Here is a 25,879-nt window from a genome sequence, read left to right as displayed (position 1 = left end):
GCAAGCGCAGAACCCAGCGGCATCACGCGATTGCGCGCAATTCGACCTTGGCCACTTTGCCCGTAGCGTTCAGCGGGAGAGCGTCTACGAACCTTACCGCGCGCGGGACCTTGTAATTGGCCATCTCGGCCCGGCACCATGCGATGACGTCGGCCTCGGTCAGGTCGGCGCCCTTTGCCGGCACCACAAACGCAAGCCCGACCTGGCCCAACCGCGGATCGTCCACACCGATCACCGCGACCGAGGAGATGCCCGGCATGGTTCGCATGACATGCTCGATTTCCGCCGGATAGCAGTTGAACCCGCCGACCAGATACATGTCCTTGATCCGATCGGTAAGATGCAGGTTGCCCGCCTCGTCGAGCCAGCCGGCATCGCCCGTCAGCAGGAAGCCGTCGGCCGTGAAGGCGGCCGCCGTCGCTTCGGGATTGTCGAGATAGCCCGAAGTGATCTGCGGACCGCGCGCCGCCACTTCGCCCGTTTCCCCCTGCGGCAGTTCCTCGCCGTCGGGGCCGACGATCTTCAGCTCGATATTGCTGAGCGCGCGGCCGACGGTCCGCGCGACGACTTCAGGCGGGTCGTCATCGCGAGTAACCGTGAGAGAGCCTGCGGCCTCGGTCAGGCCATAGCCGGTCTTTACCACCGTTCCCGAGCCCATGTACGCGCGCATGTCCTCGACCAGCTTGACCGGGATGACCGTCCCCCCGGTCGAAATGATGCGGAGGCTGGAAAGATCGGTCCTGGCGCGGTCCGGATGATCGAGCAGGCCCTGCGCCACGGGAGGAGCGACGGGCAGCACAGTGACCCCCTCCTTCTCGATCAAGGCCAGCAACCTGGTCGGATCGAAGGTGCTGACGGGAATGACCCGGACGCCATAAAGGACCGACACCTGCCAGCCCGCGCGATAGCCGGCGTTGTGGGCGAACGGGAAGGTCACGGCGAACACGTCCTCGTGCGTGAACTGGTCGACGTCCTTGGCCTGCACGTCACACGCCGCGAGGCTCTTCCGATGCGTCATCAATACGCCCTTGGGACGTCCCGTCGTGCCCGAAGTGAAGATGAGATCCGAAAGATCGTCACCGGACCCTGCGGCGATACGCGCGTCGAGGGCGGCGGCGTCGGCCCGCGTCTCGGACTTGCGCAACTGCTCGAACGACATCACCTTGTCCGTATCCTTCGCGCCTGAAACGCCGAAGGTAACCAGCCGCTCCACCGTGGGCAGGTCCTGCTCCAGCAGCGCCGCCACGTAGTCGAAATCCCCGAAAGTCGGGTCGCAGAAGACGATGCGAGCACGGCCATCGTTCAGGATGCCGGCCGCCTCGCGCCCCCGCAGCCGCGTGCCGATCGGAATCAGCACCCCGCCTGCGGCCTGGATGCCGAGTGCGGCGATGATCCACTCCGCACTGTTGACACCCCAGATCGCGATACGGTCGCCCCGCTCGATGCCCAGACCCATCAGCGCTGCAGCCACCTCGCGACTGGCCGCTTCCACCTCGCGGTAGGTCAGGTTCACGTCATCCGTGGTTATGCAGACGCGATCGCCGAAGCTTGCTACCGTCTGTTGGAAGCGGCGGTAAAGTGTAGGATCGTCCATGATGGCTACCGTTGTTGTCGAAAGTACGACAGTGGATGCAAGCACCGTGCGACACAAGACGGCGGATGCCACTGGGCGGTGTGAAATCCGCAGCGTGATTTTGGCCGCGTCGCATCGTGGATGTGCGCCGATCTGCTAAGCTTGCGGCGAGTGACACTGGATAAAGCCAACGGGAGTGCGAAATGGTTGCAGGTAAAGCAGAAGGCGAAGTGAAGTCGCTGATGAGCAGGTATATCGACCTCTTCAACGCCGACGATTTCGCGACCGCAGCCGAGGAATGCTACAATGTGCCATTTTCGTGGCTGGTCGGTCCCACGATCGACAGTGTGACCACCCGCCAGGCTTTCGTCGAAAGGATGTCGGGCATGCGCGCCAGCCTTGCCGAGCAAGGCTTCGAGCGCAGCGATCTGGTCGGCTGCACCGTTCGCATGCTTGGCGCCGATGCCGCACTGGCAGGGGTGGAGGTTGCCCGCCACTATGCCGACAAGCGTCCGCCCGAGGTGACCGGCGGAACCTATGTGGCGCATAATGACGGTCGCGGGTGGAGGTTGACCTGCCTGATCGGTCACCCTGTCAGCGACATCGTGAGCTGAGCGCCGTCGGGCGGCATTGCTCCAACCCTTTGAACGAGGCGTCGCGCCGACCATCGGTCAGCGCGACGCCCGTACTTCAATCGCGTATCAGACCTTCCACTGCAGCGGCAGCGAAAGCACGCCGGTGACGCTCCCCGAGCCAACCACCATCGGCTGATCCGGGATGAGCGAGTAGTCGGGAATGCGCTTGAGCCATTCCTCGAGGAACAGGATGATCTCGCTTCGCGCCAAGGCCGCACCGGGGCAACGATGCGGGCCGCTGCCAAAGGTCCGGAAGTCCGTACCGCTTGCGGAACGGTCGAGATCGATGACAAGCGGATCGGTCCAGCGCTGATCGTCGAGGCCATGCAGCATGGTTGCGACGAAAACGGGGTCGCCCTTCTTCACCTCGACACCGTCGATCTCGACATCGGCGACGGCCTGCCGCGCGGGCGCCGCCACGCCGAAGCGCCGGATGATCTCGTCGATCTTGCGCTCAATCAGGCGCGGCTCCTCGATCAGGCGCTGGCGCAGCGGCGTGTTGACCGCAAGATGCGCCGCGATGAAGCCCATCATGGATGCCACGGTGTCGAGCCCGCCGATGAGGACCTGCGTGCATTCGCCGACGATCTCGTCGCGCGTCATCGGCCGCCCCATGATCGTTCCGTTGACGATCGTGCTGATCAGGTCCTCGCCGGGGTTTGCCGTCCGCTCATCGACATAGCGCGCGACATATTCGTGCAGTTTGTTGAACGCATCCATCCGGTCCTCGAGACTGGGCATGCGAACCACTTCGGCCAGGCTGGCCAGATAGGGCCGGTCGCTGCTCGGCAGATCGACGAGGCTCAGGAACACCTCGATCGGGAGATGCTGGGCGAAATCGGTGGTGAAGTCGCAGGTTCCCTTGTCCCGGAACCCTTCGATAAGCCCGACGGCGAGCCCGCGCGCGCGCTCGATCGCGCCCTTCAGTGGCTTGCCGACCACGTGGGGCATGATGAAGGAGCGATATCCGCGGTGCAGTTCGCCGTCCGACTGGATCGGGATGAACGGAGCCATCCCCTCGATGTTCGGCGGCACCCATGCGCCGCCGTTGATGAAGGTCTGGGCATCGCTCAGCACGCGTTCGATCACGTGTGCGCGCATCGGAATCCAGTGTCCGCCGTTGCGCGGCGAGTAGATCAGCGACGGGCTTTCATCCTGGAGTTTCTTCCATCCAAGGTGGAGTCGGGATCGATCGACTGGATGTCGAATATGTCCACGTCCCGGACAAGCTCGCGAGGCACGTGTGGCGGAACTGTTGAGAGTTCCATGGTCTCTTCTCATCTAGGCTTATTGTTTGGCATCCGCGATCAGTGCAGGGCGTTCGCTCCGCCGACATCAAGGCTGGCACCGTTCGTCATGTCCGAAAGCTCGCTGGCCAGCAGGGCGACGGCGGCGCTGATCTGCCTGGCGCTATTCGTGGCACCGTCCGTCAGGTGTAGCGCCTGGCCGACATACTCCCGACCGTTGTATCCGATGTCCTTGTGTTGCACCGCGGTCATCCGAGGCGCCCGCCAGCCACGCCCGTTGAAGTCCGGGCCCGATCGCGAACTGATGACGTTGGCGGTGACGCCGGTTCCGGCAAGCGACTGGGCCAGGCTGACCGTAAGACTGACACACGCTGCCGCGCTGGCCTGATGATCCGCGATGGACGATGACGCGGATGACATGCCCTGGTTGCTGATGTTGATGATGCGCCCCCAGCCCTTGGCCAGCATGGCCGGCGTGAAAGCGCGTATCGTTCGCACGGCGCAGATGACGTTCGTCGAAAAGCTGCGCTCCCAAACCGCTTCCGGGATCGAGAGCCAGTCCGGCAGCGTCGAGGCAGAGTTTCCGGCGTTGTTCACCAGAATGTCGACACCGCCTTTGGCAAGGACGGTTTCGATGACGCCCGCCGCACCCTGCGCTGTCGACAAGTCTCCGACGACGCCCTCGGCCCAGCCGCCATCACCGATGATCGCGGCGACCGCACCTTCGGTCGCGGAACGATCGGTGCCGTGGACGACCAGATGCACGCCTTCGGCCGCCAGGGTCAGGGCGATGTCTTTGCCGACCCCGCAGTCACTGCAAGTGACAAGCGCACGCTTGCCCTCGATACCCAGTTTCATGATCGCCGCTTCCTAGCCGCCCAGGCCACGAGCATCGACGCCGCATGGCCAAAAATCAACACTTCGCACGCAGTATTCCATTCGTGATGGACGACGTGAGCAGCGTGTCGACCGGCGATCGAGCAAGGCAGGTCCGACCGGGCCTGCCCCGTCGACAGATGACGTTGGTGAGCGCGCAGACGGCCCGGGCCGACCAATCGCGTTGCGCGCGACAACCTGCCGGCGACGGCGCGCCGGCAGGATGGGTCCGAGCAAGGCACCGACCGCGGATCGTGACCGGAAATTCGTGTGGGACGATCCGCGATCGAACGACCGCACGGCACGTAAACGAACGGGCGCTCAGGCCCTGCCGTCGAAGATCATGATCTGGGTCCGCGAATGGCGGTTCCGCAGATCGGCATAGGGCTGGTATTCCTCGGCATTGAGGAACTGCATGATCGCCTCGCGCGACGGGAAGTTGAAGGTCCCAACGCCGCTGGGAACCGGCAGATCCCCTTCCACAACCTCGACCGGACCGCCGGAAACGAAATTGTAGTCGCCGCCGTATTTCCTGATGATCTGTGGAACATTCGCGCCGTATTCCTCGGCCCAGCTCATGTCGTCGGCATACATCAGGGCAACCATGTGAGCACTCATCATCATCTCCATGCAGTTGAAGTCGGAAGGCACGGCCCAAGGCCGCAATCGCGGTTCCCTAGTCAGTCCTTGCGGCCGAGCGGCAGCAGCATGCGGCGGATTTCGGCGACGAGAATCTCGGGACTGTCGAGGCCGGGGAAATGTCCGATACCGTCAAGCTTGTAGTTCACGACATCGTAAAGCCGTTCGAGCATGACCCGAGGGGTCGGGGGAAAGAGATCGTCGGGCGGTATCATGAAGACCGCCGGCACCTTGGCCTTCGCGGTACGCATCGTACCGATCTCGTCCATGAACATGTAGATCCACGACGGCGCGAGCGATCCGCCCATCCAGTAGAGCATCACGTTGGCAAGGAGCACGTCCATCGGGAACGGTGGATCGTCGTTGGGGCCGGCGGCCGACCAGGCATGGAACTTCTCCACGATCCAGGCCGCCAGCCCGATCGGCGAATCGGTCTGGGCATAGGCGAGCGTCTGCGGCTTGGTTGCCTGTATGGCCTGGTAAGCTCCCTCGCACGCCTGCACGTCCTGAAGGGCGCTTACCCACTCCTTTTCTTCCGCACTCATTGGCGGACCGGACGCGAAATCGGGGCGCGCCCCGGCGATCGTCATCATCACGCCATCGAGCCGGTCAGCGTGCGTGAAGGCCATGTTGGCGGTGACGATGCTGCCCCAGTCGCTGCCGTAGGCGACGTAGTGATCGACTTCGAAATGCTCGACCATCAACGATGACCACAGCGATGCAATATCGGATGCGGCAAGCGGCCGCGACGGTGCGGGAGAAAGGCCATAGCCGGGCAGACTGGCCACGATGACCGTGCAGGCATCCTCGATCCGCCCGCCATGACGCTCGGGGTGGGCGAGCTTGTCGACGATGTCGAGGAATTCGATGAAGCTGCCCGGCCAGCCGTGCGACATCAGCAAGGGCAGCGGATCGGGACCCGAGCCCTGCTCGACGATGACATGAACCCTCTCGCCCCGTACGTCGATCATGCGCTGTTCGAACGCGTTGATCCGGTCGACCCAGCGCGACCAGTCGAACGAATTCAGCCAGTAGTCGCGAAGGCGCCGCATATAGTCGAGAGGGGTGCCCGTCTGCCAGTCGTCGCCGCCCTGTTGCGCCGGAAATCGAGCAGCCTCGACGCGGGCGCGCACGTCCGCGAGCAACGCCTCATCGGTCTCCAGCCTGAAAGGTGAGCCGGGAATTCGCATGCGCTGGGACCTCTCTCATGTTCCTGCCGTCAGGTAGCGTCGATGACGCCCGGCTCGCAAATCCATCGGCGCGGCGAGCGCAGATCATCGCACACCGGACGATGCCCGACCGGGAGCATGACGCGCCCTGCGACGGTCTGCCGGCCCGTCCGCAGGCCCGACCGCAGGCCCGACCGCAAGCCATGTCGTACGCTTCGCGCCGTCCACCGGAAGTGCGCCGGCGTAGCGGCCAGCCGCAGCGGCTTGCCTCTCCACCGAACAGCGCCACATGTTAAGAATGGGACACGGAAGTCAAACCCCATCGCATCGCCCGTCGCGTGCCCGGGCAGTCGATTACATAGCTGATAAGAAGCACCCCCGCCCAATTTGCGAGCGCGACCGGCCGCCGCACTGACTACGCTCTGCGCAACCACACGCAATCACAGCCGGGAGAGAATCGATGCTGGACAAGAAAGCAAACCTTAAGGGCAAGGTCGCGGCATTGCTTGGGGGAGGTGGCGGGATCGGCGCCGCCTGCACCATCGGGCTTGCCGAGAACGGTGTCGACGTCATCGTGCTGGACACGGATGGCGACGCGCTGGAACAGACGCGCGCCGCTGTCGAGGCGATGGGTCGCCGCTGCGTCACGTTCAAGGGCGATGTCGTCTCGAAGCAGGACGTCGCCGACTTCTACGACCTGGCGGCACGGGAATTCGACAGGCTCGACATCGTCGTCAACGTTGCCGGAGGGGTCAAGCAGCGCGACTTCCTGACCAGCACCGAGGAAGAGGACGAGGCCGACATCCGGCGCAACTTCGGCTATGTCATCCAGTCGATCCGCACGGCGGTCAAGCTCATCGAACGGCATGACCGCGGCGGCAGCATCATCAACTTCACCACGATCGAAGCCTATCGCGGCGCTGCCGGGTTCTCGGTCTATGCTGCCGCCAAGTCGGCAAACGCCAATCTCGGGCGGGCGCTCGCGGTCGAACTGGCGACGCGCAACATCCGGATCAACGAGATCACGCCCGACAATACGCCCAGCAACGGCAATGCCACGGCGCTGCGCCCGGAACTGATCGAGACTTTCGCCAAGGCCCCGCCGGAGGCTCTTGCCAAAGCGATGGCAGTGCAGATCCCGCGCGGACAACCCGCAACGCCGGCGGACCTGGCCGATACCGTTGTGTTTCTTGCCTCGGATCTCTCGCGCTCGATCACGGGCGTCCACATCCATGTCGACGGCGGAACCTCCGCCGCAGGCGGCTTTCTCAACTGGCCGGGCGCGGGCTACTGCCCGGCCCCCCTGGGCGAAGCGTTCGAGCGGATGTTCCTGCGCTGATCCGCCCGTGCCGCGTCGATGACGAAGCGGCACCTGACCATGATCGATCGCGATCGGGCCATCGAAGCAACCGATGGCCCGATCGCGATCCCGGGCTGCGTTGCGGCGTTTACCCGATCATTCCACCAGCCGGAACCGATACTGCCGGTGGGAGAGCCTGCCGCCGCCTCGCCTGTGCGAGATGGAAAGCGCCGCAGCGCCGCCGTGCAGGGCTGTCACCTGACGGCGCGTGCGCCGTAAAGCCGCGGGCGAGCGGGGCGGGTTTCGGGTTGATTTTCCGGTGGCTTACGCAGCGTCGGCTTCGGCAATGACCTTGCGTGCGCTTGCCACGCAGCGCTCCATGCGTCCCCTCGGTCCCAATCCCTGCTCGGCCAGAGAGCGCAACGGGATTTCTAGGCCGATGGTCGGCACGTTCGCCAGCGTCGCCAGGATCTCTGCCACCGGCGCATCGCCATCGCCGGGAAGGCGACGCTCAAACATGGCCTCTTCCAGATAGTCGGCGATGACCGGCTGCCTTGGCGCATCGCAAAGCTGGATATGGCCGATCATGTCGGAGGCATCGGCGAGGTCCTGTAACGGCGTGCCCGAGCGGAAGAAATGCATCACGTCGAGGAGTATCTTGGCCGGCGCCCCCGCGTGCCGGACCGCACCGATCGCGGTGGCAAGGTCACCCACCACCGAAATCGGGCAGGCCTCGATCGACGGCTCCAGGCCGCGTTCGACCGCCATTTCCACGAAGATGCCAAACTGGTCGTAAGTGCGCTGCAGGTCGGGTTCGAAGCTGATCGAATTGACCTTGCGGATGCCGAGTTCCTTGTAGAGATCGAGCTGGGGAGCGATTGTCTCGCGCGCATCGGTGCCCGGCAGGAACGCGTTGCCATCCCCCAGCAGCAGTTCCACCCCGCGATCCTTCAACGCAGCCTTGAGGTCGCGTCGAAGACCGGCATCCTCCATCAGGTTCCACTTGGGATAATTTTCGGGATTGTAGTCGATCGGGGCCGGCACCGTCCCGATGAACTGGCAATCGAGATCGGCGGCAATGTGCACGAGCTCTACCGGGGAAAGCCCGAACACGCCCAGAAACTCGAGTCCCAACTGTCGCAAGGCCTGATCCTCTTTCAACGAGCGCCTTCTGCCACGCGCGCAGGCCGACATCGCTGTCCGTCCGGCGTGGCATGACGCTTGATGCGCTAGGCCTAATTCGCAGCGTCGCACTTTGCCACAGCCTCGCGCGCTGTTTCTCGCAAGGATCACATCCATGCTCGTGCGTGGGTCTGCCGCCGACTATGTTCCTTCATCGGGGGCAAACGTCGAAGACGTCGAAGCGGCGCATCGCCGACGCGGCGGCCGATGGCGTCGGCGGTGCGACACTTTTATGCAGACTTGCAGGCAAAATGCTGTACCGCTGGAGGACGGGAAACGACTGCATGAAACCTATCACCAAATTCGAGAAGCCGGGGAGCGAACCGGCTCCGCCAAGGGATGTCCACGAAGGGCCAGATCCGGCAGAGGACTCGTCGCGCTACCTGTCGCGGCGCGAGACGACCGGCAAGCACACCGCACGGCGCCAGCAGGCCATCGACGCGGCGGCGGCGATCTTCGCACGCGTCGGTTATCAGGGGGCAAGCACGCGGGCCATTGCCAGCGCGCTCGGTATCAAGGTCGCAAGCCTCTATTTCCACATCGGATCGAAAGAGGACGCGCTTGCCGAGATCTGCCTGCTCGGCATGCAGCGGTCACTCGGTTACCTCGAGGAAGCTTCGCATCGGGACACCCTGAGCGAGCAAATCCGCCATTTCTTCGAGTGCCAGTGCGAAGATCATATTCAGCATGCCGACTATGTCGCGGTGTCAACCCGCGAGCGCGCTCACCTGAGCGAACCCATGCAGATGCGCATCCAGGAGATGACGCGGCAGTTCCGCGCCAACATCGACGCGATGTTCGAACGCGCGAAGGAACGGGGCGAGCTCAATCCCGACCTGACGCCGCGCCATTGCCGCTTCATCATGATCGGCACCCTGCGCGGCATCAGCGAAATGTACATGAGCGGCGTGGACTTCACCAACAGCGACATCATGGACAAGTGGATCGAGGCCCTCATCCGCGGCATGGTCGTCGAACGCGCATGAAAGACGGGGCCAGCAATGCCGGCCCCTCCCCTGGTGATCAGTGGCCTGGCGCCGCCCCGTCACGTCAGCCCTGCGGCATGGTGCGTCCCTGGCGCGGCAACCAGAAACCCCTCCTAACGATCCGTGCGCAATTTGATGACGCTGTCTCCGAACGGTCCGTCACGCTCGGCCAGAGCCTTCTTCAGGCCGCCTTCGCGCGCATCGACCCAGAAACGCGAACGTGCCGGGCCGGTGCCAAGATGTGCGCGGGCATCCATCTCCCGTGCGAAGCGCTGCACCGTGAGCATGCCCATCTGTTCCATCGCGATGTTGACGATCCGCTTCTGTGACGACGACAGCTCGGGATCGACCAGGGCAACACGCTTGGCGAGATCCAGCGCATAATCGTCGATCTCGTCCGAAGGAACGGCATCGAGAATGAGGCCGATCTTTGCCGCATCGCGGCCCAGGATGACATCGCCCGTCAGCAGCAACCGCTTCGCCCACTGCGGTCCGACATGGTAGGTCCACATGTGCGACGGCGGCGAGCCGTTCGCCCGGATTGCCGGGAAGCCGAATTTCGCGTCCTCGGCCGCGACGATGAGGTCACAGCGCAGCGCCAGATCGGTGCCACCGGCAAGGCAGTTGCCGTGGATCTTGGCGACGACCGTCTTGTGCATCGAGAAGATCAAGTCCGGGATCGCCTGAAAACGCTCCATGGCCCAGCAATCATTCTCGTAGCTGCCGTGGCTTGGCCGATAGTCGAAGTTCTTGACGCCGCCATCGTCATCCAGCGTCTGCTCGTACGACGAAGTCAGGTCATACCCGGCGCAGAAATCCTTGCCGTTGCCTTGCAGCAAAACCGCGTTGACGTCCTGCCGGTCGTCGGCCTCGAGCAATGCGTCGCGCAGCTCGAACATGAGCTGGTGCGACAGGGCATTGCGCTTGTCCGGGCGATTCATGGTGATGATCGCGACCTTGCTGTCCACCTCGAACAGCAAGCACTCGGGCCGCTTGAGCCATTTGCCGACGTAATCCTTCATCTCATCCTCCAAAAATCGTGGGTGCAAACTAGCCGTCCTTGTTGCGGTGCGAACCGGTCAATCCGCGCGGCAACGGTGAAATTACATAGGTGGTATATTGCCATGGCAGAGCGCAGCCATCGGCTCAGTCCGGCCCGCGGTCCACTCCGACACCGGGCCCGGCCTGTTCCGACACGGCAAGGCCGCGAAGGCCGGTGGCCTTCAACCCAGCCGTTCGGCCCGAAGCAGGGTCCGCCGTACCTTGCCGGCATCGTCGCGCACGGGACTGCGCGTGAATTCGACCGTGCGTGGGCGCTTGTAAGGCGAAACCTGACCGAGTTCCCCGGCAAGAAACGCCAGCCCGTCAGCCGGCTCCGCGACGCCGTCTCGCAGTTCCACGATCGCGTGGAGGCGCTGGCCCAGATCATCGTCGGGCAGGCCGATAACCGCACTGCACAGCACGTCACGGTTTCGTTCGATCGCCGCCTCGATCTCGGCCGGATAGACATTCATCCCGCCAACCACCACCATGTCGACACGCCGGTCGGCGATGTAGAGATAGCCATCATCGTCCAGCCAACCGATGTCGCCAAAGCTGTCCAGATCACCGCGGATGCGCGTTTCCGAACCGATGTAGTCGTATTTCGTGCCCGGCCCGGTCGCGCGACGGCGGAAATGAATCTCGCCTACCTCGTGCGGCGGCAGTTCGTTGCCGTGATCGTCGAGGATGACGATCTCATCCCCCGGCGCGGCCTTGCCGACCGAGCCGGGCCGCGCCAGCCATTCATGGCCGTAGATGAGCGTCGATCCGATCCGCTCGGTCCCGCCATAGACCTCGATCACTTTTTCCGCTCCGATCCTGTCGATCCACCACCGCTTGATATCGGGCGGACAGGGTGCCGCGGCGTGGAACAGGACTTCGATCGAAGTGAGATCGGCCGCATCCGTCACTTCGGCGGGAAGCTTGGCGATCCGGCTCATCATCGTGGGTACAAGACTGACCGAATGGGGACGATGCTCCTCGACCAGACGGAGCCATCCCATCGGATCGAACTGGGTCATGCACACCGTCTTGCTGCCCTCTGCCAAGGGCAGAATGCAGTAGTTGTACGGCATCGTGTGATAAAGCGGACCGGCGTTGAGCGTGGTTATGTGCTTGGGGCGGAACAGCGAAGCCTTGTCGCGACCCCAAACCGAAGGCACGGGATCGATGATCAGCTTCGGCCGGCCGGTGCTGCCCCCGCTCGCCATGATCTTGCCCGGACATGCCACCGCCGGCGGCAGAGGATCGGCCAAAAACCCGTCCGGGCAGGCTTCATCGACGTCGAGGAACGGGCAATCGGACGGGGGGGTGGTGTGATCGCCGACCACGCACCGTGGCTCCACCAGCCCGATGATGGTGCCGAATTCCGACGCGACGAGGCGGTACGAGATCGGGCACGGCACCGCGCCCAGCTTCCACGTCGCGTACATCGCCTCGATGAATTCGACGCGGTTGGGCATGCAGATGACGACGCGGTCGCCCGGCTCCACGCCCAGCGCCTGCAGCCGGCGCGCCAGCCGGTTGGACGCGGCGTCAAGCTCGGCAAAGCTGAGCGTCCGACCCCCGAGTACGAGCGCGGTCGCGGAACCAAGCCGCTCGGCATGTGCCGAAAGCAACACCCCCATGGGCGCTCCGTCGCAGGGCTCGCCCTTTGCGTCGAGATAGTCGGACAATAGCATGATCAGGGCGAACCGGCTTCCATCCAGGATTTGCGGACTATGTCGCCCACTTGACGGCCTGGCAATAGCCACGAAACCAAGCTGGAGCCACCGAAGTGTTCGTGACCGGGCCACAATCACATGCCCGATTGATCGCGAACGGAGCAAACCGCCCGTCGATGCGAGCCAGGCCAAGCCATTACGTTACTGATATCTCGTGCCCCGGCCCACAGGGCACGACGGCGTCATTTTGTCAAAGCATTCAATTGGCGACAAAACTTTCGGAGAATGCGGCGAAAACCCGCAAGACCGGAGCGCCCTTACCCTCATTGACAATTGGCAATGCGGGCATTCTATCTCGCGCCCTATCCCGCAGCGAATGCACAGCAAACCCCAGTTTCACGAAAGATCAGCCCATGAAGGTCCTCATCGTATCCGCCCATCCCGATCCGCGTTCGCTGACGAACGCCCTGCGCGACGTGGCCGTCGAGCAGTTGCGCGCGGACGGGCACGAGGTGCAGGTCAGCGATCTCTATGCGATGAACTGGAAGGCCGCGCACGATCGTGACGATTTCCCGCAGATGGGTTCGGACGAGGCCATGCACCTTCCCTTCGCATCGATGAATGCGATGGCCGATCGCGCCTTCTCCGAGGACATCATTGCGGAACAGGACAAGGCGTTGTGGGCCGATGCGCTGATCCTCGCTTTCCCGCTGTGGTGGTTCTCGGTCCCGGCGATCCTGAAGGGCTGGATCGACCGGGTGTGGATGGCCGGCGTCGGCTACCAGATCAGCGGCGAGCGGTATGGCGCAGGCCGAATGGCCGGCAAGCGGGCGATGGTCATGGTCATGGTCGGTGGCGGCGAATCCTACTTCAGCGACCGCGGCGTCAACGGCCCGATCGAGGATCTGCTTTTCCCGATCAATCACGGCATGCTCTACTATCCAGGCTATTCTGTCCTCCCGCCCTACATCCTTCACAAGACCGACCGGATGGAGCAGGAACGTTTCGACGAAGCGGCCGAGCAGGTCCGCGAACGCATGCGCACGCTGTTCACCATCGCGCCCATTCCCTATCGCCCGCAGGCCGAAGACTACACCGAGCGCAAGTTCGAGCTGAAGGACGAATTCCTGGCCGACGCGCCTGCCGGTTTTGCGCGGCACATCCGCCCGCAGGCCTGAGCAGGCCGCATCGATCACGCCGTCGGCCCTTCCATGCCGCCGACGGCATGTCCGCCGCTCTTCGCGTGGCGGCGGCAATCGCAGCACGGCAGTCATCGGCACGGCGGCATCTCGCGTTTCTGCTGCGTGACACTGGCTTGATTGCGCGTGTCTGCGGTCTGCGCCGACGCGGCTTCGACCGGCGCCCGCTTGCGGCAAGAAAGCGGACGCAACCAGGCCCGAAAACGGCACCTGCGGCCGAAATGTATCCGCTATGTAATGTCCGAGCCGGCGCGTTGACTTCCAGTCGCGGCATATCTCTAACATCGGGAATTATTGGATGGCGGTGCCGCGTTCGCAAGTCGGCCGGCACCGGCTGACGGCCCCTTTCGACTTCCGATGTCCGGCCGCCAAGTCAACGAAAAGGCTTACGATGGAATTGCTTGAATCGCTTTTTGGCCTGCAGGACAAGATCGCACTCGTGACCGGTGGCGGCAGTGGTCTCGGTCGCGTCATCGCCGAAGGTTATGCGGGCGCCGGTGCGAAGGTGATCTGCGCCGACGTCGACGCGGGCCGCGCAGACGAGACGGCCGAGGCTATCGTGGCCGCAGGCGGCAAGGCAGAGCCTTGCACGCTTGACGTGTGGAACGAGGATTCAGTGGCCGCTTCGGTCGAGCAGCTCGGCACGTCGAACCTTGATATCCTGGTCAACTTCGCCGGCGTGGCAACACCGCCGACCCTCACTCACGAACTTTCCACCGCAGACTGGGAACGCGGCGTCGGCATCAGTCTGACCGGCACGTTCTTCATGACGCGTGCGATGCTGCCGAAGATGCGTGCCAATGGCGGCTCGATCATCAACGTCGCCTCCATCCTCGGTCTCGGTGGCTATTTCCCCGACTTCCCGGCATCGAGCGCGGATTACGCCTCAGCAAAGGCCGGCGTGATCGGTTTCACGCGCCAGATCGCGGTCGAATACGCGGCCGAAAAAGTGCGCGCCAACGTGATTGCACCGGGCTGGCACGGCGGAACGCGACTGGGCGACGGCCGCCGCAAGGAACGGACGGCCGAAGAGGAAGAGCGCTTCTATACCGAAATGAACCGTCGTATTCCGATGAAGCGCCGCGGCGACGCCAGCGAGATTCTCGGGCTTGCACTCTATCTCGCGTCGCCTGCCTCTGCCTACCTGACCGGACAGGTCATTACGCAGGATGGCGGCTGGACCGCATGTTGATCCGACGCGACGATACCAGCGGGCGTCGTTATCGCATTCTTTCAAGTTACCTTGCCCTTCTGAGGATAGCGAAATGATCCACAACAAGGAATTGCACAGCCAGTCCACGGAATCGCCGCTGCTTTCCGAAGCGCGACGCCTGGCTCCCCTTCTGGCTGGCAAGGCCAATGAGAACGAAGCCGCCGGCCGGGTGAGCGACGAATCCATCGAGGCCATGCGCGAGGCGGGCTTTTTCAGCCTCATGGTTCCCAAGGCGATGGGCGGGGTCGAGGCCAGCCCCCTCGACGTGCTTTCGATCGTCGAGGAAATCTGCAACATCGACGTTGCGACCGGCTGGGTCATGATGGCGGCGAATGTCGCCACCGCATCGGCTGCCGCATCGCTGACCGACGAAGGTTACGAGACCGTGTTCGGCGGCAACTCCCAGCCGATCATCGCGGGCGCGGGCGCGCCCACGGGCAAGGCCGAGATCGTCGATGGCGGTTATCGGCTGACCGGCAAGTGGACTTACACGGCAGCGGCTGCCTGCACTGCGACTATTACCACGCGGGCGCGATGATTTACGAGAACGGTGCGCCGCGGTTCGTCAACGGCACGAAGGCGCCCGAAACACGGGTTTTCCTCATCCCGGCCGACAAGGTCCGGCCGCTGGGCAACTGGGACACCCTGGGCCTGCGGGCCACAGGCAGCATCGACTACGAGGTCACGGACGTGTTCGTGCCCAGCGACATGACCCACCCTTCAACGGACGTGGTCGGTCGGCGCGGCGGCGACAGCTATCGCATCGGCGTGGTCGGCTTCAGCGCCATCGGTCATACCGGGGTCGCTCTCGGTCACGGTCGGACGGTTCTCGACCTTCTTTCCGAACTCGTGCATTCGCCGTCCAGCGGACCTACCCTCAATGGCCTCATCGGTTCGGACGCCTTCCTCGAGGACTTTGCGATCGCGGAAGGCCGGCTGCGGGCGGCGCGCGCGCTGTCCTACGATGTCTGGAGCGACATCGAGGATACGATCAGCAAGGGCGAGGCGGTTCCCGTGCGTCAGTTCACGTGGGCCCGCCTGGCGGTCAGCCATGCCACCACGGCGCTGAAGGAAAACGCGCTGTTCGCCCATCAGGTCAGTGGCGGGGTCGGGCTTCGCGCCGGACGTCTGCAACGCGCCCTTCGCGACAGCCTCTCGGCCACGCAGCACCTGGTCGTATCGAGCAATTCGGTGCGCGATGCCGGCAGAGACTTTCTTGGCCTTGCCGAAAATATGAAATGGACTCCGCGCGGCCTCGTAAACGCGAACTGACACGGCTCCGGGAGAAGCCGCTGCAGCGAGCGCGTCAGGTTCCCGCGAGTGGGTTCCTGGCCATGCCATGCGTGATCGCGCAGTCTTTGGGGGTGAACTAAAGCGATGTTGCCGATCCATATGCTGTACCGGGGGCTGCGGCTGAACCCGAACGGCGAAGCACTTGTCGACGGCCCGGTCCGTATGACCTTCCGCGAATTGGTCGACCGGGTGGAAGCGGTCGCCAGTTATCTGCAGGAGCGGGTGCCCAGAAACCAGTCGCGCATCGGTTGCTGCGGCCACAACAACTGGCAGCACGTCGTCGCGATGCTCGGCATCTTTGCGTCGGGACATATCTGGGTGCCCCTCAATCCGCGCAATTCACGCGCGGAGCTGGCCGGCATCGCCGAGGCCGCCGAACTGTCGCTGATCTTCGCTGACGAGGATTTCCTGTCGCTGTTCGAAAGTTCGGAACGAACGCTCGTGGTCGTTGCCGGGACATCGGATGCGCATGCTTCGGTCGATGAGATCTGCGACAGCCACAAGGGCAGGCGACCGGCCGATATCGCCCATCTGCAGGACCAGATTGCGGCGATCAAGTTCACTGGCGGAACAACCGGCAGTCCCAAGGGCGTGTTGCAGCCGTATCGGGCTTTCATGAGCTGTATCGCGAGCATGCTGACCGTGTTCGGGTTCGATGGCGACGACCGCCTGCTCACCGTAGCGCCGCTCACGCACGGGGCCGGCACGTTCCTGCTGCCGGTCATGGGCGTCGGCGGCTGCACCGTCCTCCTCGACGGGGCCAAGGCGCCCGTAATCTCGGATACGATCGAGCAGGAGCGCATTACTGCCAGCTTCATGCCGCCCACCCTTATCTTCTCGATGATCGATCATGCGCAGGCTGCGGGTATCCGGTACACCCGGATGAAGCACCTGATCTACGGCGCAGCACCGATGTCGCCCAGTCGCATTCGGCAGGCGCACGAAGTGTTCGGTCCCAACGTGGCGGCGATCTACGGCCAGACCGAGGCGCCGACGATGATCGCGGCAATCACCGCCGAGGAACTGGCGAGGGACGAGAACCTGGAATCGGTCGGCCGCCCCTGCCCCTTCAACGAAGTGCAGATAATGGCGCCCGATGGCACAATCCTGCCCGCAGGCGAGACCGGCGAGATCGTGGTGCGGGGCGATCTCGTGATGCGCGGCTATCTGAACTTGCCCGAAGTGACCGAAAAGACGATCGTCGATGGCTGGCTGCATACCGGCGATCTCGGCGCCTTCGACGAACGCGGTTACCTTTTTCTGAAGGATCGTCTGCGCGACGTCATCATAACCGGCGGCTTCAACGTCTATCCCACCGATGTCGAAGCGTGCATCGCCACGCATCCCGACGTCGTCAACGTGACGGTGGTGGCGCGAGACGACGAATACTGGGGCCAGCGGGTCGAAGCTGCGGTGGTCTTGGCCGACAATAGCACGACGACTAAGGACGACCTGCTGGGTTTCGCCAAAGCCGAACTGGGCTCGGTGCGTGCGCCGAAGGCGATCCACATCCTGCCGAGCATGCCGATCAATTCGGTCGGCAAGGTCACCCGGCAGAGTGTGCTGCGCATCGTCGAGGAAAGCGAGCAGACCGCCTCTTCGTCCTGATCGAGAGGCATGTCGTCGCTACTGGACGCGCCGCTACCATCGAATGTCGAACGCAAACCAGTATGCAGGAGTGAGCAATGCAACTGCTGTACATGAGGCTTGGAACCAACGATCTCTCCCGGTCGCGCGCATTTTATGACGCAACCTTCGGCGTGCTGGGCCTGGCGCCCAGCATGGTCGAGGCCGATCCGCCCTTCATCATGTACGACTTGCCCGGCGGACCAAAATTCGCGGTCGGCGAAGCGCGGAACGGCGAACCGGCGACTTATGCCAATGGCGGGACCATCATGTTCTCTGCCGAGTCCGACGAACAGGTTGCCGCATGGCATGCCGCCGGACTGGCCCACGGAGGAAGCTGCGAAGGCATTCCGGAACCCAAGCCCCGCGCCAACAATGCGTTCGGGGCCTATCTGCGCGATCCCGATGGCAACAAGCTCTGCTGCTATCACGGCGTTTCCTTCGGCTAGTCGACGATGATGCCGGGCGCGGCCGGCAGCCGATCGTCCGGCGTGGATCGCTATCGTCCAATTGCCCAGTGGCGTATCCTGCGAGCCGCTGGACCGGACTTGGAACGGGCCGCATATCAGCCAAGTGATTGAGCGCCGGTCCAGCCGCGCCCTTGTTGCCACCAACGCGCGACGATGCTTAACCTCGTCGCTTCCGGTTATCGAAGAGGTTGTTCTTGGCTCTCCCCCCTCCTGACTCGTTTTCTCTGGAATCAGAATATGATTTCGTGATCGTCGGAAGCGGCGGCGGCTCTATGGTCGCGGCCATCTATGCCAAGCTGGCGGGGCTCAAGCCCGTGATCCTGGAAAAGCGCGACAAGATCGGCGGATCGACGGGCTTTTCGGGTGGCGTCTGGTGGGTGCCGAACAACCACGTACTCAAGCGGCACGGCGTCGAGGATTCCCGCGAACTTGCCGAGCGATACATGAACGCCACGGTCGATTTCGTCGGCAAGGGTACGACGCCCGCCCGTCGCAAGGCGTTTCTGGACGAAGCGCCCGCCATGATCCAATTCCTCGAAGAACAGGGCATGGAATTCGAGTATCCCGACGGCTGGTCCGACTATTACGATGATCGCGATGGCGGCCAGCCGCGCGGCCGGTCGCTGACCGCGGTGCCGTACGACATCCGCAAGCTGGGCCCCTGGCAGGACCTCCTCTCGCGCTACGCCGGCTTCGACGGGATTCCGTTTCCCTCGCTGCCGCTGATCCGGATGCTGATGTTCAAGCGCACCTTCTATGCCAAGAAGATCATGGCACGGCTGGCTTTCGCGATCGCCAAGAACAAGGTCCTGGGCCGCCGCATCGTTGCGCATGGCGGTGCGATCCAGGGGCGCATGATGGAAATGACGCTGAAGCACGGCATCCCCATCTTTGCAGGCTTTGCCGCAGACGACCTTATCGAGGAAAACGGCCGCGTCGTCGCCGTCAGCGGGATGTACAAGGGGCAGCGGGTCACGGTCCGCAGCCGCCTCGGGATCCTCATGAACGTAGGGGGGTTCGCCCGCAACCAGGAGATGCGCCAGAAGTACCAGCGCCATCCTATCAGCAACTCGTGGACCAATGCCAACCCCGGCGACACCGGCGAGATGATCGAGGAGATGATCCGCCACGGCGCCGATACCGAGAACCTCGACATGGCGGTCTGGGTGCCCACCTCGCTCAATCCCGACGGCTCGCTGCCGGCGGGGACGAAGGCCAAGGACGGGGCAAACTATCCTTTCATGCACGTGGGCGAAATCGCGGTCCCGCATTACATGTGGGTCGATCGCACCGGGAAGCGCTTCGTCAACGAAGCCAATTCGTACATGGAACTTGGCGAGGCGATGTATCAGAACGACGCCGTTCCGGCGTTTGCGATCTTCGATGACCGCGCGATGAAGAACTATGCCTACGGCACCCTCATGCCGGGCATGAAGCCGATCAAGGAATGGCTGGAATCCGGCTTCCTCGTGAAGGCTGACACGATCGAGGAACTGGCAGCGAAAACCGGCATCGATCCGGCGGGCCTTGCCGCACAGGTCGAGAGATACAACCGCTTTGCCGAAACCGGCGTGGATGAGGAGTTTCACAAGGGGGAAAGGCAATACGACCGGTTCCGCGGTGACCCGACGCACAAGCCCAATCCCTGCGTCGGTTCGATTGCCAAGGCGCCATTCTATGCCACGCGCATATTCCCCGGCGATGTCGGCACATTCGGCGGCGTCGTGACCGACGAACGCGCGCGCGTGCTGCGCGCCGACGGTTCGACCATAGAGGGGCTCTACGCGACCGGAAACTCGACTTCATCGGTCATGGGACGGTCCTATCCCGGCCCGGGCGCGAGTATCTCTCCGGCGTTCGCATTCGGCTACATCGCCTCCAAGGATGCGGTCGGGAAGGCGCACAACAGCGCGGCCTGATCCCTTCCGCGCCATCCCCTGCGGCGCGCGCCACACCGGTGTCGCAAGGGATCAAAAGGACCATCGATATACAGGGAGACGTGCGCCGGTGGCAGCAGCGCCGCCAGCCCGCGAACGCCAAGGGCGTGATCCGGTCTATTTGACGGGATCACGCCCTTTTCGTGTCTTGTGCGCGTCAACGATGTGGCAGGTAGCCATCCTGCCTGCCCGCTGGCCGGATCAATTGATCGAACGGCACTGGCCGCCATCGACGCGGTAATTGGACCCCGTCATGTAGCTTGCCTGCGGGCTCGCCAGAAATACGACCATGCGGCCGATGTCCTCTGGCCGGCCAAAGTGCTTCGTCGGCTGCGGAATGACTTCGCTGGTAAAGCGGCGCTCTATCGTCGGCCAGTCGAGTTCCGACCACCCGAGCTGCCTTGCCCATTCCACGAAGCCGGCCCTCACGCCTTCGGTGGCGATCGTGCCCGGTGTCACGGCATTGACGGTCACTCCGGTCCCCGAAAGCGACTTTGCCAGTCCGCTGGTAAGGTTGGTGATCGCAGCCTTCGCCGGCTGATAATCGGCAAGGTCAGGTTCGGTCTGGGTCGCCGATGCACTGGAGATGTTGATGATGCGACCCCACCCACGCTCGATCATGCCGGGAGCAAGGGCCTGGATCAGCCGAACCGTCGAACCGACGTTCTGCTCGTAAGTCCAGCGCCAATCGTCCCACGGCGTCTCGAGCCACGGCCGGTTGAAGCTTTCGGCGGTGGAATCCGGGCGTCCCGATGCGGCGAAACCGCCTGCGTTGTTGACGAGGATGTCGACGCCGCCAAACTGTTCGAGCACGTGGCTTGCGACTTCGGCGCAATCGGCTTCGAGGTTCAGCTCGCCGGTCACCTATGCCGCTTCGCCGCCCGCGTCGATCAGGCGCTGCGCAACAGCCCTGGTCTTCTCCTCGTCACGGCCGTGGACCATGACCTTGGCCCCCTCTTCCGACAATATGCGTGCGATCGCGGCACCGATTCCGGACGAGCTGCCCGTGACCAGGGCACGCTTGCCTTTGAGTTCCATCTCCATCGAATTCTCCCGTGCAGCCCATGGCGGCGCACCTGCACCGTCCAGCGTTGAATGCGGTCGCAAGTAAAGCCGATCGTGGCCGAACACCAAAGCGCAATGGCGATCCGTGGCCGCCCTGTCGCATTCGCTATGGATGGGATTTGAAGTCCCCGCTCGCTTGCCGTGGGTAGGCCATGGACTAGGCTGGCTGCCGTGATTGCCGAAGTGGCATGGGGAGAACGGGAATGGGTGCATTGGGTGGAGAAATGACGGGCAAGGTCGCCATCGTGACAGGCGCGGGACTGCCCGGCAACATCGGCTCCGCGACGGCTGAAATACTCGCGCGCGAGGGGGCGAACGTCGTGCTGGTCGACGTATCGGAAGATCCCCTGATCGAAACGACGCAGGCATTGCGGGACAAGGGCTACGCCGTCGCATCCTGCGTCGCCGACATCTCGCAGGAAGATGCGGTGCGGAACCTGATCACGTTCACGCTCGAGACTTACGGCCGCCTCGATGCGATCGACAACAATGCCGCCCGGACGAGCGCGGACCGCGATCTGATGCTGTGTGACATGGACGTCGACTGGTGGGACGAGACCTTTGCCGTCAACACTCGCGGAACCATGCTGATGTGCAAGCATGCGATCCCGGCCATGATCAGGAGCGGCGGTGGCTCGATCATCAACATCAGCAGCGGAACGGTGGTTGCCGGCAATTTCTTCACGACAGCCTATGCGGCGTCGAAAGGCGCGGTCGAAACGCTGACACGTTACATCGCGACGCAGTATGGTGCGCAGAACATCCGTTGCAACGCGATAGCGCCGGGTCCGGTGATGACCAGCTCGCTGCAGAAAGGACTTCCCGACGACCTGCGCGAGATCTTCCGCCGCCATACGCTGACCGGCGACTATGCAAGGCCCTCGGAAATCGGCGAGGTCGTGGCCTTCCTCGCATCGGATCGGGCGAGCTACGTGACCGGCCAGATCATCCAGGTCGATGGCGGAATTTCGGCGCACTCGCCCACATCGGTGGACCTGATGGAACTGATGTCACGCGGATCGATGCCGCAGTGATCTCGGCGGGGATCGGAGACGAACTCCGACTCCCGCCGGTCTGCGCCACCTGAGGACGCGGATTGCAAAAAAAGGGGGCGAGCCGCAAGGCCCGCCCCCCCCTTTTTTGCTGGTGTCCCGATTTCTGCGTCAGGCGACAAGTCCGTTGCGGCCCTTGGGCAGCATGCGCCGGCCGTTGGAAAACATGATCTGTTCGATCTGTTCGGGCGTAAGGCCCTTGCAGCCTTCCTCGACGAAGTCGCGCGGGCGGGCCACGCCTTCGGCGTGCGGATAGTCCGAACCCATCAGGATGCAGCTGGCGTCACCGCCAAGCTGATCGACGATGCCCTTGATGTCGTCTTCCGGGTAGGCGACGACGAAGCAATTGCGTTTGAAGATCGTCGAAGGACGTTCCTTCAGCTGGCCCATCGGCCACCAGCCGCTGCGCGCCATGCCGCGCATCTTGTCCATCTTGTAGAGGAAGCGCGGCAGCCACTCGGCTCCGTTCTCGACGCTGGCCATCTTGATGTTGGGGAAGCGCTCGAAGAAGTTCCAATAGACGAAGTTGGCCATCGTCATCATCACCGGGATTTCGCTGTAGGCGAACATCCACTGCCAGGCCGTCTGCCCCGACTTGCGCGACTGGAGCGGCAGTTCGCCCCATTCCCGGATCACGCTGTGCATGAAGTTGGCTTCGGAAACGTGGAAGGTCACGACGACGCCTGCGTCGTTCAGAACCTGCCACAGGGGGTCGAAAGACGGGTCGGCCGGCGACTTGCCATGGGCGGGGCCCATCGGCATCACCACGACACGCACGCCATTCTCCACCAGCCACTTGGCTTCCTGTACCGCCCAGTCGAGATCGTGGAGCGACAGGATCGCTGTGGTGTAGATGCGATCGTCGGCGTTTAGCCCCCACTCGTTGACGAGATACTCGTTCCACGCATGGAACAGCGCGTTGGCGCCTTCCGAACCCCGCTCTTCGGCCTTGAGCATGATCTGGCCGAAGGACGAGACGAATTCGCCGACGAACATGATCGAGCCATCGACTTCGAATTCGTCAAGCTTGGCAAGGCGCGGGCCAAGCTCGTTCATGTCGGGAGTGACCTTGTGCGATGCGGCAACCGCCTTGCCGGTCGAGATCGCGCGGAGCCATTCCTTCAGCTTGCCCGGCGGCGGGATGAGCCCGTCTTCCTGAAGGTCGGCATTTTCAATCGGGGTGTCGCCGATATACAGCACGAAGCGGCCGTCCGGCGCATGCTTGCGCTGGGGCATCCATTCCGCATGATACTTCTCGGGCAGATACTTGGCGAAGAACGAATAGTCCTTCTCCTGGATATGGGTATCGCTGTCGAAGATCGGTCCGTCATAGTGCGGCTTCGTATTGTCGACTGACTTCAGGGCTGACTGGTTTGCGGCCACGGTTCGTTCCTTCGTTAACGGAAATTCGGTCGCCGGGAGAGTCGTTCAGGACGCTGCCGGCCGTACGTCCTTTGTAGCCCAACGCCGCGTTCACCGCAAACAAAACCGAACAATCGTTAGGGTGAATTGCCGGATGTCCCTGGCCGATGGTGCTGGGAGCGGAACAAGCTCGGAACCGTGCGTCGCCCTCGTCCGTCCGAGAGAATGGGCGGGCGGGCATTTCTCAAAAAAGCCATTTTTTACAATTTTTTACCGCGCAACTGGTATTGACAGCTATCACGGCAAGGCAAGAGATCGCACCGCCGACAGAGGCACGTCGAGCGAGCGGACACGCTATGCTTCTTGATAACCGCCCCGGGCGGCATCACATGGCGGATAGATGCCGCGGCCGGCCGCTGCCCTCGTCGGCAACGCCGCGCCGCGAATCTCCGGATGCACTCGTTCCGGCATCGCCGGCAGCATCCTTGCGGACCGGAAATCGCGCATGAAAAAGAGAGGCGGTTCGAACCCGAACCGCCTCCCCGCTAAATTGCCGGAGCGAAGGGGGCGTTCAGCCCCTCGCCTGTCCGAGAACGTACTGTTCGAGCGTGCGATGGAAGTTGATCACTTCCATTTCCTGCACCGGATTGGGGCGCGCATACTTGAATTTGCTCGACTTCATTCCCGCCTGCACCTCGGTCATGTTGGCAATATCCTGATCGAGGATAAGCCCCACGCTTTCCTTGGTCGGATCCATGATGACGCGCGTTTCGATCTTCGGCTCCTTGCCCGGCGCATAGCGCTTCAAGGACCAGATCTCGAACAGGCACTTTTCGGGATTATCGGGATCGGCAGTGTCCGGCCGCGCGCGATACCACAGCGCACCATCGAAATACGGGAGGGTGACGCAGTTCGGGAAGATGTGCCAGTCGCTGCCGGCCTTTGCCATCGCCTCGAAAGTCAGCTTTTCCGGATAGGCCGCTCCGTCGTCGATCGCTGCCTGGCGACCCAGCTCGATCGCTGTGATCATCGCGGTCATCGCATCGGTGCCCTCGGGCAGGATGTCCATGATCTTCTTGGCGGCTTCGAAATCGCGGTCGGTCTGGATGGCGTTCAGGTCTTCCTCGATCTGCCGGAAGAACTCGACCACGCCTTCGCGCGCATCGGCATAGACATTGCCTGCCAGACGCGGAGAACTGGTGCCCAGCGGCTGCACATCCTTCCAGTAGCCGAAATGGGCATGCTTCCCGTGCGCGAAGCTCTGGGTATAGTCGTTGCCAGCCACCTTGATCAGCTGCGGATGGGTCGCGGCGACGTGATAGCCTTCCATGAACGCTTCGAGGGCGACCTTCCAGTTGACCGGAAGATGCAATTCGACCTTCCAGCGAAAGCGCATTTCCTCGATCTCGAAAGGATCGAGATGCTCGGGAATGGTCTCGAGATACTCGGCAAGCGTTTCGGCGTCCTCGTCCATGCAGATCCAGATAAAACCCGCCCAGGTGTCGACCCGGACCGGCCAGAGATCGATCCGCTCGTCATCAAGGCTGCCTTCCCAGTCGTGACGATCGAGGACCTGAACGTTCTTCCCCTCGAGGTTGAAGGTCCATCCGTGATATTTGCAACGGAACTGACTGGCGCGGCCGCAACCGTCCGCAAGGCGGCGACCGCGGTGCGGGCAGACGTTGTGATAGGCGACAAGACCGTCCTTGCCACGCGCGACCACTATCGATTCGGTGGCGACATTGAAGGTCAGGAAGTCACCGACGTTCCTGAGCTCTTCCTCGCGGCCCGCGACGAGCCAAACCTTGCTCCACAGATGTTCGTTCTCTGCCTTCGCGAAATCCCGCGAGAGATAGTTGTCCGCACGCAACTGCGGCGCGGATCCGGCCTGCTTGAGTTGTGTGGCCATCGTCTTCAGCTCCTCCGCCAAAATTCAAGATACTTCACGTTTACGGCTGCAATCTAGCTATGCAGCGTATGCTACACAAGACTCGTCTCTTTTCGAGAGATGGGGCAAACTTCCTACCCCTGCCATTGCGGGACACTGAACGTCACGCCGTCGAGGTCGGCGCGCACCACTATCTGGCAAGTCAGCCTGCTGTTCTCGCGCGCCTCGATCACGCCATCCAGCAAATCGCTCTCGATCTGCGTCGGCGGCCCGATGCGCGCGATGTCGGCCGGCGCGACGTAGCAGTGACACGTCAGGCAATTCATGCTGCCGCCGCATTCGCCGATGATACCGGGCACGTCGGCTGCGCGCGCGGCAAGCATCACAGTCTCTCCGACACGCGCCTCCACTTCGTATCGCGTGCCGTCATCGCCGACGAAATGCAGTCTCGGCACGTACGGC

General features: G+C 63.2%; 22 protein-coding genes and 1 pseudogene. 11 read left to right on the top strand and 12 right to left on the bottom strand.

What is annotated here, in order from left to right:
- Window positions 1–22: 22 nt before the first annotated feature.
- Window positions 23–1,594 carry an AMP-binding protein gene (locus tag B5X69_RS14565; protein ID WP_079639440.1) on the bottom strand — a complete coding sequence of 524 codons (1,572 nt, stop codon included), beginning with the start codon at window positions 1,592–1,594 and terminating at the stop codon, window positions 23–25.
- A 221-nt stretch (window positions 1,595–1,815) separates the two neighbouring features.
- Between B5X69_RS14565 and B5X69_RS14560 the strand changes: the two genes are divergently transcribed.
- On the top strand, window positions 1,816–2,187 hold the full coding sequence (locus B5X69_RS14560; protein WP_139375806.1) for a DUF6841 family protein: 372 nt from the start codon (window positions 1,816–1,818) through the stop codon (window positions 2,185–2,187).
- A gap of 87 nt (window positions 2,188–2,274) precedes the next feature.
- Here B5X69_RS14560 and B5X69_RS14555 read toward each other — a convergent pair whose 3' ends face one another.
- From B5X69_RS14555 to B5X69_RS14540, 4 genes are all read right to left on the bottom strand, one after another.
- Entirely contained in the window at window positions 2,275–3,309 is a 1,035-nt protein-coding gene (locus B5X69_RS14555) for a cytochrome P450 (RefSeq protein ID WP_176141628.1), read from the bottom strand.
- Between the two features lie 206 nt (window positions 3,310–3,515).
- Window positions 3,516–4,313: an SDR family NAD(P)-dependent oxidoreductase gene (locus tag B5X69_RS14550; RefSeq protein ID WP_079639437.1), complete on the bottom strand. Its 798-nt coding sequence runs from the start codon at window positions 4,311–4,313 to the stop codon at window positions 3,516–3,518.
- 339 nt (window positions 4,314–4,652) lie between these two features.
- Window positions 4,653–4,937, bottom strand: a complete 285-nt coding sequence (locus tag B5X69_RS14545) for a DUF1330 domain-containing protein (RefSeq protein WP_281250939.1) — start codon at window positions 4,935–4,937, stop codon at window positions 4,653–4,655.
- Between the two features lie 74 nt (window positions 4,938–5,011).
- Complete coding sequence (locus tag B5X69_RS14540; protein WP_079639435.1) at window positions 5,012–6,160, bottom strand: epoxide hydrolase family protein; 1,149 nt, start codon at window positions 6,158–6,160, stop codon at window positions 5,012–5,014.
- A gap of 439 nt (window positions 6,161–6,599) precedes the next feature.
- Between B5X69_RS14540 and B5X69_RS14535 the strand changes: the two genes are divergently transcribed.
- Window positions 6,600–7,478, top strand: a complete 879-nt coding sequence (locus tag B5X69_RS14535; protein ID WP_079639434.1) for an SDR family NAD(P)-dependent oxidoreductase — start codon at window positions 6,600–6,602, stop codon at window positions 7,476–7,478.
- Between the two features lie 285 nt (window positions 7,479–7,763).
- Here the strand turns inward: B5X69_RS14535 and B5X69_RS14525 are convergent, their stop codons facing one another.
- Window positions 7,764–8,633 carry a sugar phosphate isomerase/epimerase family protein gene (locus B5X69_RS14525; protein WP_176141626.1) on the bottom strand — a complete coding sequence of 290 codons (870 nt, stop codon included), beginning with the start codon at window positions 8,631–8,633 and terminating at the stop codon, window positions 7,764–7,766.
- 272 nt (window positions 8,634–8,905) lie between these two features.
- Here B5X69_RS14525 and B5X69_RS14520 point away from each other — a divergent pair, with 272 nt between their 5' ends.
- Entirely contained in the window at window positions 8,906–9,607 is a 702-nt protein-coding gene (locus B5X69_RS14520) for a TetR/AcrR family transcriptional regulator (RefSeq protein ID WP_176141625.1), read from the top strand.
- 113 nt (window positions 9,608–9,720) lie between these two features.
- Here the strand turns inward: B5X69_RS14520 and B5X69_RS14515 are convergent, their stop codons facing one another.
- Entirely contained in the window at window positions 9,721–10,629 is a 909-nt protein-coding gene (locus B5X69_RS14515; RefSeq protein ID WP_079639431.1) for a crotonase/enoyl-CoA hydratase family protein, read from the bottom strand.
- A 201-nt stretch (window positions 10,630–10,830) separates the two neighbouring features.
- Window positions 10,831–12,330 (bottom strand): AMP-binding protein, encoded by a 1,500-nt coding sequence (locus B5X69_RS14510; protein WP_079639430.1) that lies wholly within the window; start codon window positions 12,328–12,330, stop codon window positions 10,831–10,833.
- A 95-nt stretch (window positions 12,331–12,425) separates the two neighbouring features.
- Here B5X69_RS14510 and B5X69_RS14505 point away from each other — a divergent pair, with 95 nt between their 5' ends.
- From B5X69_RS14505 to B5X69_RS14475, 7 genes are all read left to right on the top strand, one after another.
- On the top strand, window positions 12,426–13,490 hold the full coding sequence (locus B5X69_RS14505; protein WP_217699133.1) for an NAD(P)H-dependent oxidoreductase: 1,065 nt from the start codon (window positions 12,426–12,428) through the stop codon (window positions 13,488–13,490).
- Window positions 13,491–13,902: 412 nt separating this feature from the next.
- Window positions 13,903–14,703 (top strand): SDR family NAD(P)-dependent oxidoreductase, encoded by an 801-nt coding sequence (locus B5X69_RS14500; protein ID WP_176141624.1) that lies wholly within the window; start codon window positions 13,903–13,905, stop codon window positions 14,701–14,703.
- A 73-nt stretch (window positions 14,704–14,776) separates the two neighbouring features.
- Window positions 14,777–15,262: an acyl-CoA dehydrogenase family protein gene (locus tag B5X69_RS14495; protein ID WP_176141623.1), complete on the top strand. Its 486-nt coding sequence runs from the start codon at window positions 14,777–14,779 to the stop codon at window positions 15,260–15,262.
- Window positions 15,259–15,996 (top strand): acyl-CoA dehydrogenase family protein, encoded by a 738-nt coding sequence (locus B5X69_RS14490; RefSeq protein WP_079639426.1) that lies wholly within the window; start codon window positions 15,259–15,261, stop codon window positions 15,994–15,996. The genes B5X69_RS14495 and B5X69_RS14490 overlap by 4 nt, the downstream gene beginning before the upstream one ends.
- 105 nt (window positions 15,997–16,101) lie before the next feature.
- Window positions 16,102–17,625, top strand: a complete 1,524-nt coding sequence (locus B5X69_RS14485) for a class I adenylate-forming enzyme family protein (RefSeq protein WP_079639425.1) — start codon at window positions 16,102–16,104, stop codon at window positions 17,623–17,625.
- Window positions 17,626–17,702: 77 nt separating this feature from the next.
- The gene (locus B5X69_RS14480) at window positions 17,703–18,092 is read left to right on the top strand and encodes a VOC family protein (RefSeq protein WP_079639424.1); all 390 of its coding nucleotides are present in this window, start codon (window positions 17,703–17,705) and stop codon (window positions 18,090–18,092) included.
- 266 nt (window positions 18,093–18,358) lie between these two features.
- Window positions 18,359–20,032, top strand: a complete 1,674-nt coding sequence (locus tag B5X69_RS14475; protein WP_245798754.1) for an FAD-binding protein — start codon at window positions 18,359–18,361, stop codon at window positions 20,030–20,032.
- A 219-nt stretch (window positions 20,033–20,251) separates the two neighbouring features.
- Here B5X69_RS14475 and B5X69_RS14470 read toward each other — a convergent pair.
- Window positions 20,252–21,088, bottom strand: a pseudogene (locus tag B5X69_RS14470) (SDR family NAD(P)-dependent oxidoreductase).
- A 230-nt stretch (window positions 21,089–21,318) separates the two neighbouring features.
- Here B5X69_RS14470 and B5X69_RS14465 point away from each other — a divergent pair.
- Window positions 21,319–22,149: an SDR family NAD(P)-dependent oxidoreductase gene (locus B5X69_RS14465; protein WP_079639422.1), complete on the top strand. Its 831-nt coding sequence runs from the start codon at window positions 21,319–21,321 to the stop codon at window positions 22,147–22,149.
- A gap of 129 nt (window positions 22,150–22,278) precedes the next feature.
- Here B5X69_RS14465 and B5X69_RS14460 read toward each other — a convergent pair whose 3' ends face one another.
- The 3 genes from B5X69_RS14460 to B5X69_RS14450 all read right to left on the bottom strand — a co-directional run bounded on the left by B5X69_RS14460 (window position 22,279) and on the right by B5X69_RS14450 (window position 25,872).
- Entirely contained in the window at window positions 22,279–23,550 is a 1,272-nt protein-coding gene (locus tag B5X69_RS14460; RefSeq protein ID WP_217699130.1) for an amidohydrolase family protein, read from the bottom strand.
- A 550-nt stretch (window positions 23,551–24,100) separates the two neighbouring features.
- On the bottom strand, window positions 24,101–25,438 hold the full coding sequence (locus tag B5X69_RS14455; protein WP_079639421.1) for an aromatic ring-hydroxylating oxygenase subunit alpha: 1,338 nt from the start codon (window positions 25,436–25,438) through the stop codon (window positions 24,101–24,103).
- Between the two features lie 113 nt (window positions 25,439–25,551).
- A complete protein-coding gene (locus B5X69_RS14450) occupies window positions 25,552–25,872 on the bottom strand; it encodes a 2Fe-2S iron-sulfur cluster-binding protein (protein WP_079639420.1) in 321 nt (106 codons plus the stop codon).
- Window positions 25,873–25,879 lie beyond the last annotated feature (7 nt).

Origin of the sequence: Sphingopyxis flava, assembly GCF_900168005.1 — a bacterium.
In the GTDB taxonomy this organism is placed as follows: domain Bacteria; phylum Pseudomonadota; class Alphaproteobacteria; order Sphingomonadales; family Sphingomonadaceae; genus Sphingopyxis; species Sphingopyxis flava.
The sequence above is the reverse complement of the archived record's forward strand: the minus strand, read 5'-3'. Positions and strand labels throughout refer to the sequence as shown.

Excerpts from the sequence above, each read along its gene's own strand:
- B5X69_RS14525 (WP_176141626.1), bottom strand. The coding sequence starts at position 8,633 with ATGTCGGCCTGCGCGCGTGGCAGAAGGCGCTCGTTGAAAGAGGATCAG.
- B5X69_RS14510 (WP_079639430.1), bottom strand. The coding sequence starts at position 12,330 with ATGCTATTGTCCGACTATCTCGACGCAAAGGGCGAGCCCTGCGACGGA.
- B5X69_RS14515 (WP_079639431.1), bottom strand. The coding sequence starts at position 10,629 with ATGAAGGATTACGTCGGCAAATGGCTCAAGCGGCCCGAGTGCTTGCTG.
- B5X69_RS14455 (WP_079639421.1), bottom strand. The coding sequence starts at position 25,438 with ATGGCCACACAACTCAAGCAGGCCGGATCCGCGCCGCAGTTGCGTGCG.
- B5X69_RS14465 (WP_079639422.1), top strand. The coding sequence starts at position 21,319 with ATGGGTGCATTGGGTGGAGAAATGACGGGCAAGGTCGCCATCGTGACA.
- B5X69_RS14565 (WP_079639440.1), bottom strand. The coding sequence starts at position 1,594 with ATGGACGATCCTACACTTTACCGCCGCTTCCAACAGACGGTAGCAAGC.
- B5X69_RS14480 (WP_079639424.1), top strand. The coding sequence starts at position 17,703 with ATGCAACTGCTGTACATGAGGCTTGGAACCAACGATCTCTCCCGGTCG.
- B5X69_RS14535 (WP_079639434.1), top strand. The coding sequence starts at position 6,600 with ATGCTGGACAAGAAAGCAAACCTTAAGGGCAAGGTCGCGGCATTGCTT.
- B5X69_RS14540 (WP_079639435.1), bottom strand. The coding sequence starts at position 6,160 with ATGCGAATTCCCGGCTCACCTTTCAGGCTGGAGACCGATGAGGCGTTG.
- B5X69_RS14495 (WP_176141623.1), top strand. The coding sequence starts at position 14,777 with ATGATCCACAACAAGGAATTGCACAGCCAGTCCACGGAATCGCCGCTG.
- B5X69_RS14560 (WP_139375806.1), top strand. The coding sequence starts at position 1,816 with ATGAGCAGGTATATCGACCTCTTCAACGCCGACGATTTCGCGACCGCA.
- B5X69_RS14500 (WP_176141624.1), top strand. The coding sequence starts at position 13,903 with ATGGAATTGCTTGAATCGCTTTTTGGCCTGCAGGACAAGATCGCACTC.
- B5X69_RS14485 (WP_079639425.1), top strand. The coding sequence starts at position 16,102 with ATGTTGCCGATCCATATGCTGTACCGGGGGCTGCGGCTGAACCCGAAC.
- B5X69_RS14550 (WP_079639437.1), bottom strand. The coding sequence starts at position 4,313 with ATGAAACTGGGTATCGAGGGCAAGCGTGCGCTTGTCACTTGCAGTGAC.
- B5X69_RS14490 (WP_079639426.1), top strand. The coding sequence starts at position 15,259 with ATGATTTACGAGAACGGTGCGCCGCGGTTCGTCAACGGCACGAAGGCG.
- B5X69_RS14545 (WP_281250939.1), bottom strand. The coding sequence starts at position 4,937 with ATGGTTGCCCTGATGTATGCCGACGACATGAGCTGGGCCGAGGAATAC.
- B5X69_RS14555 (WP_176141628.1), bottom strand. The coding sequence starts at position 3,309 with ATGCGCGCACACGTGATCGAACGCGTGCTGAGCGATGCCCAGACCTTC.
- B5X69_RS14520 (WP_176141625.1), top strand. The coding sequence starts at position 8,906 with ATGAAACCTATCACCAAATTCGAGAAGCCGGGGAGCGAACCGGCTCCG.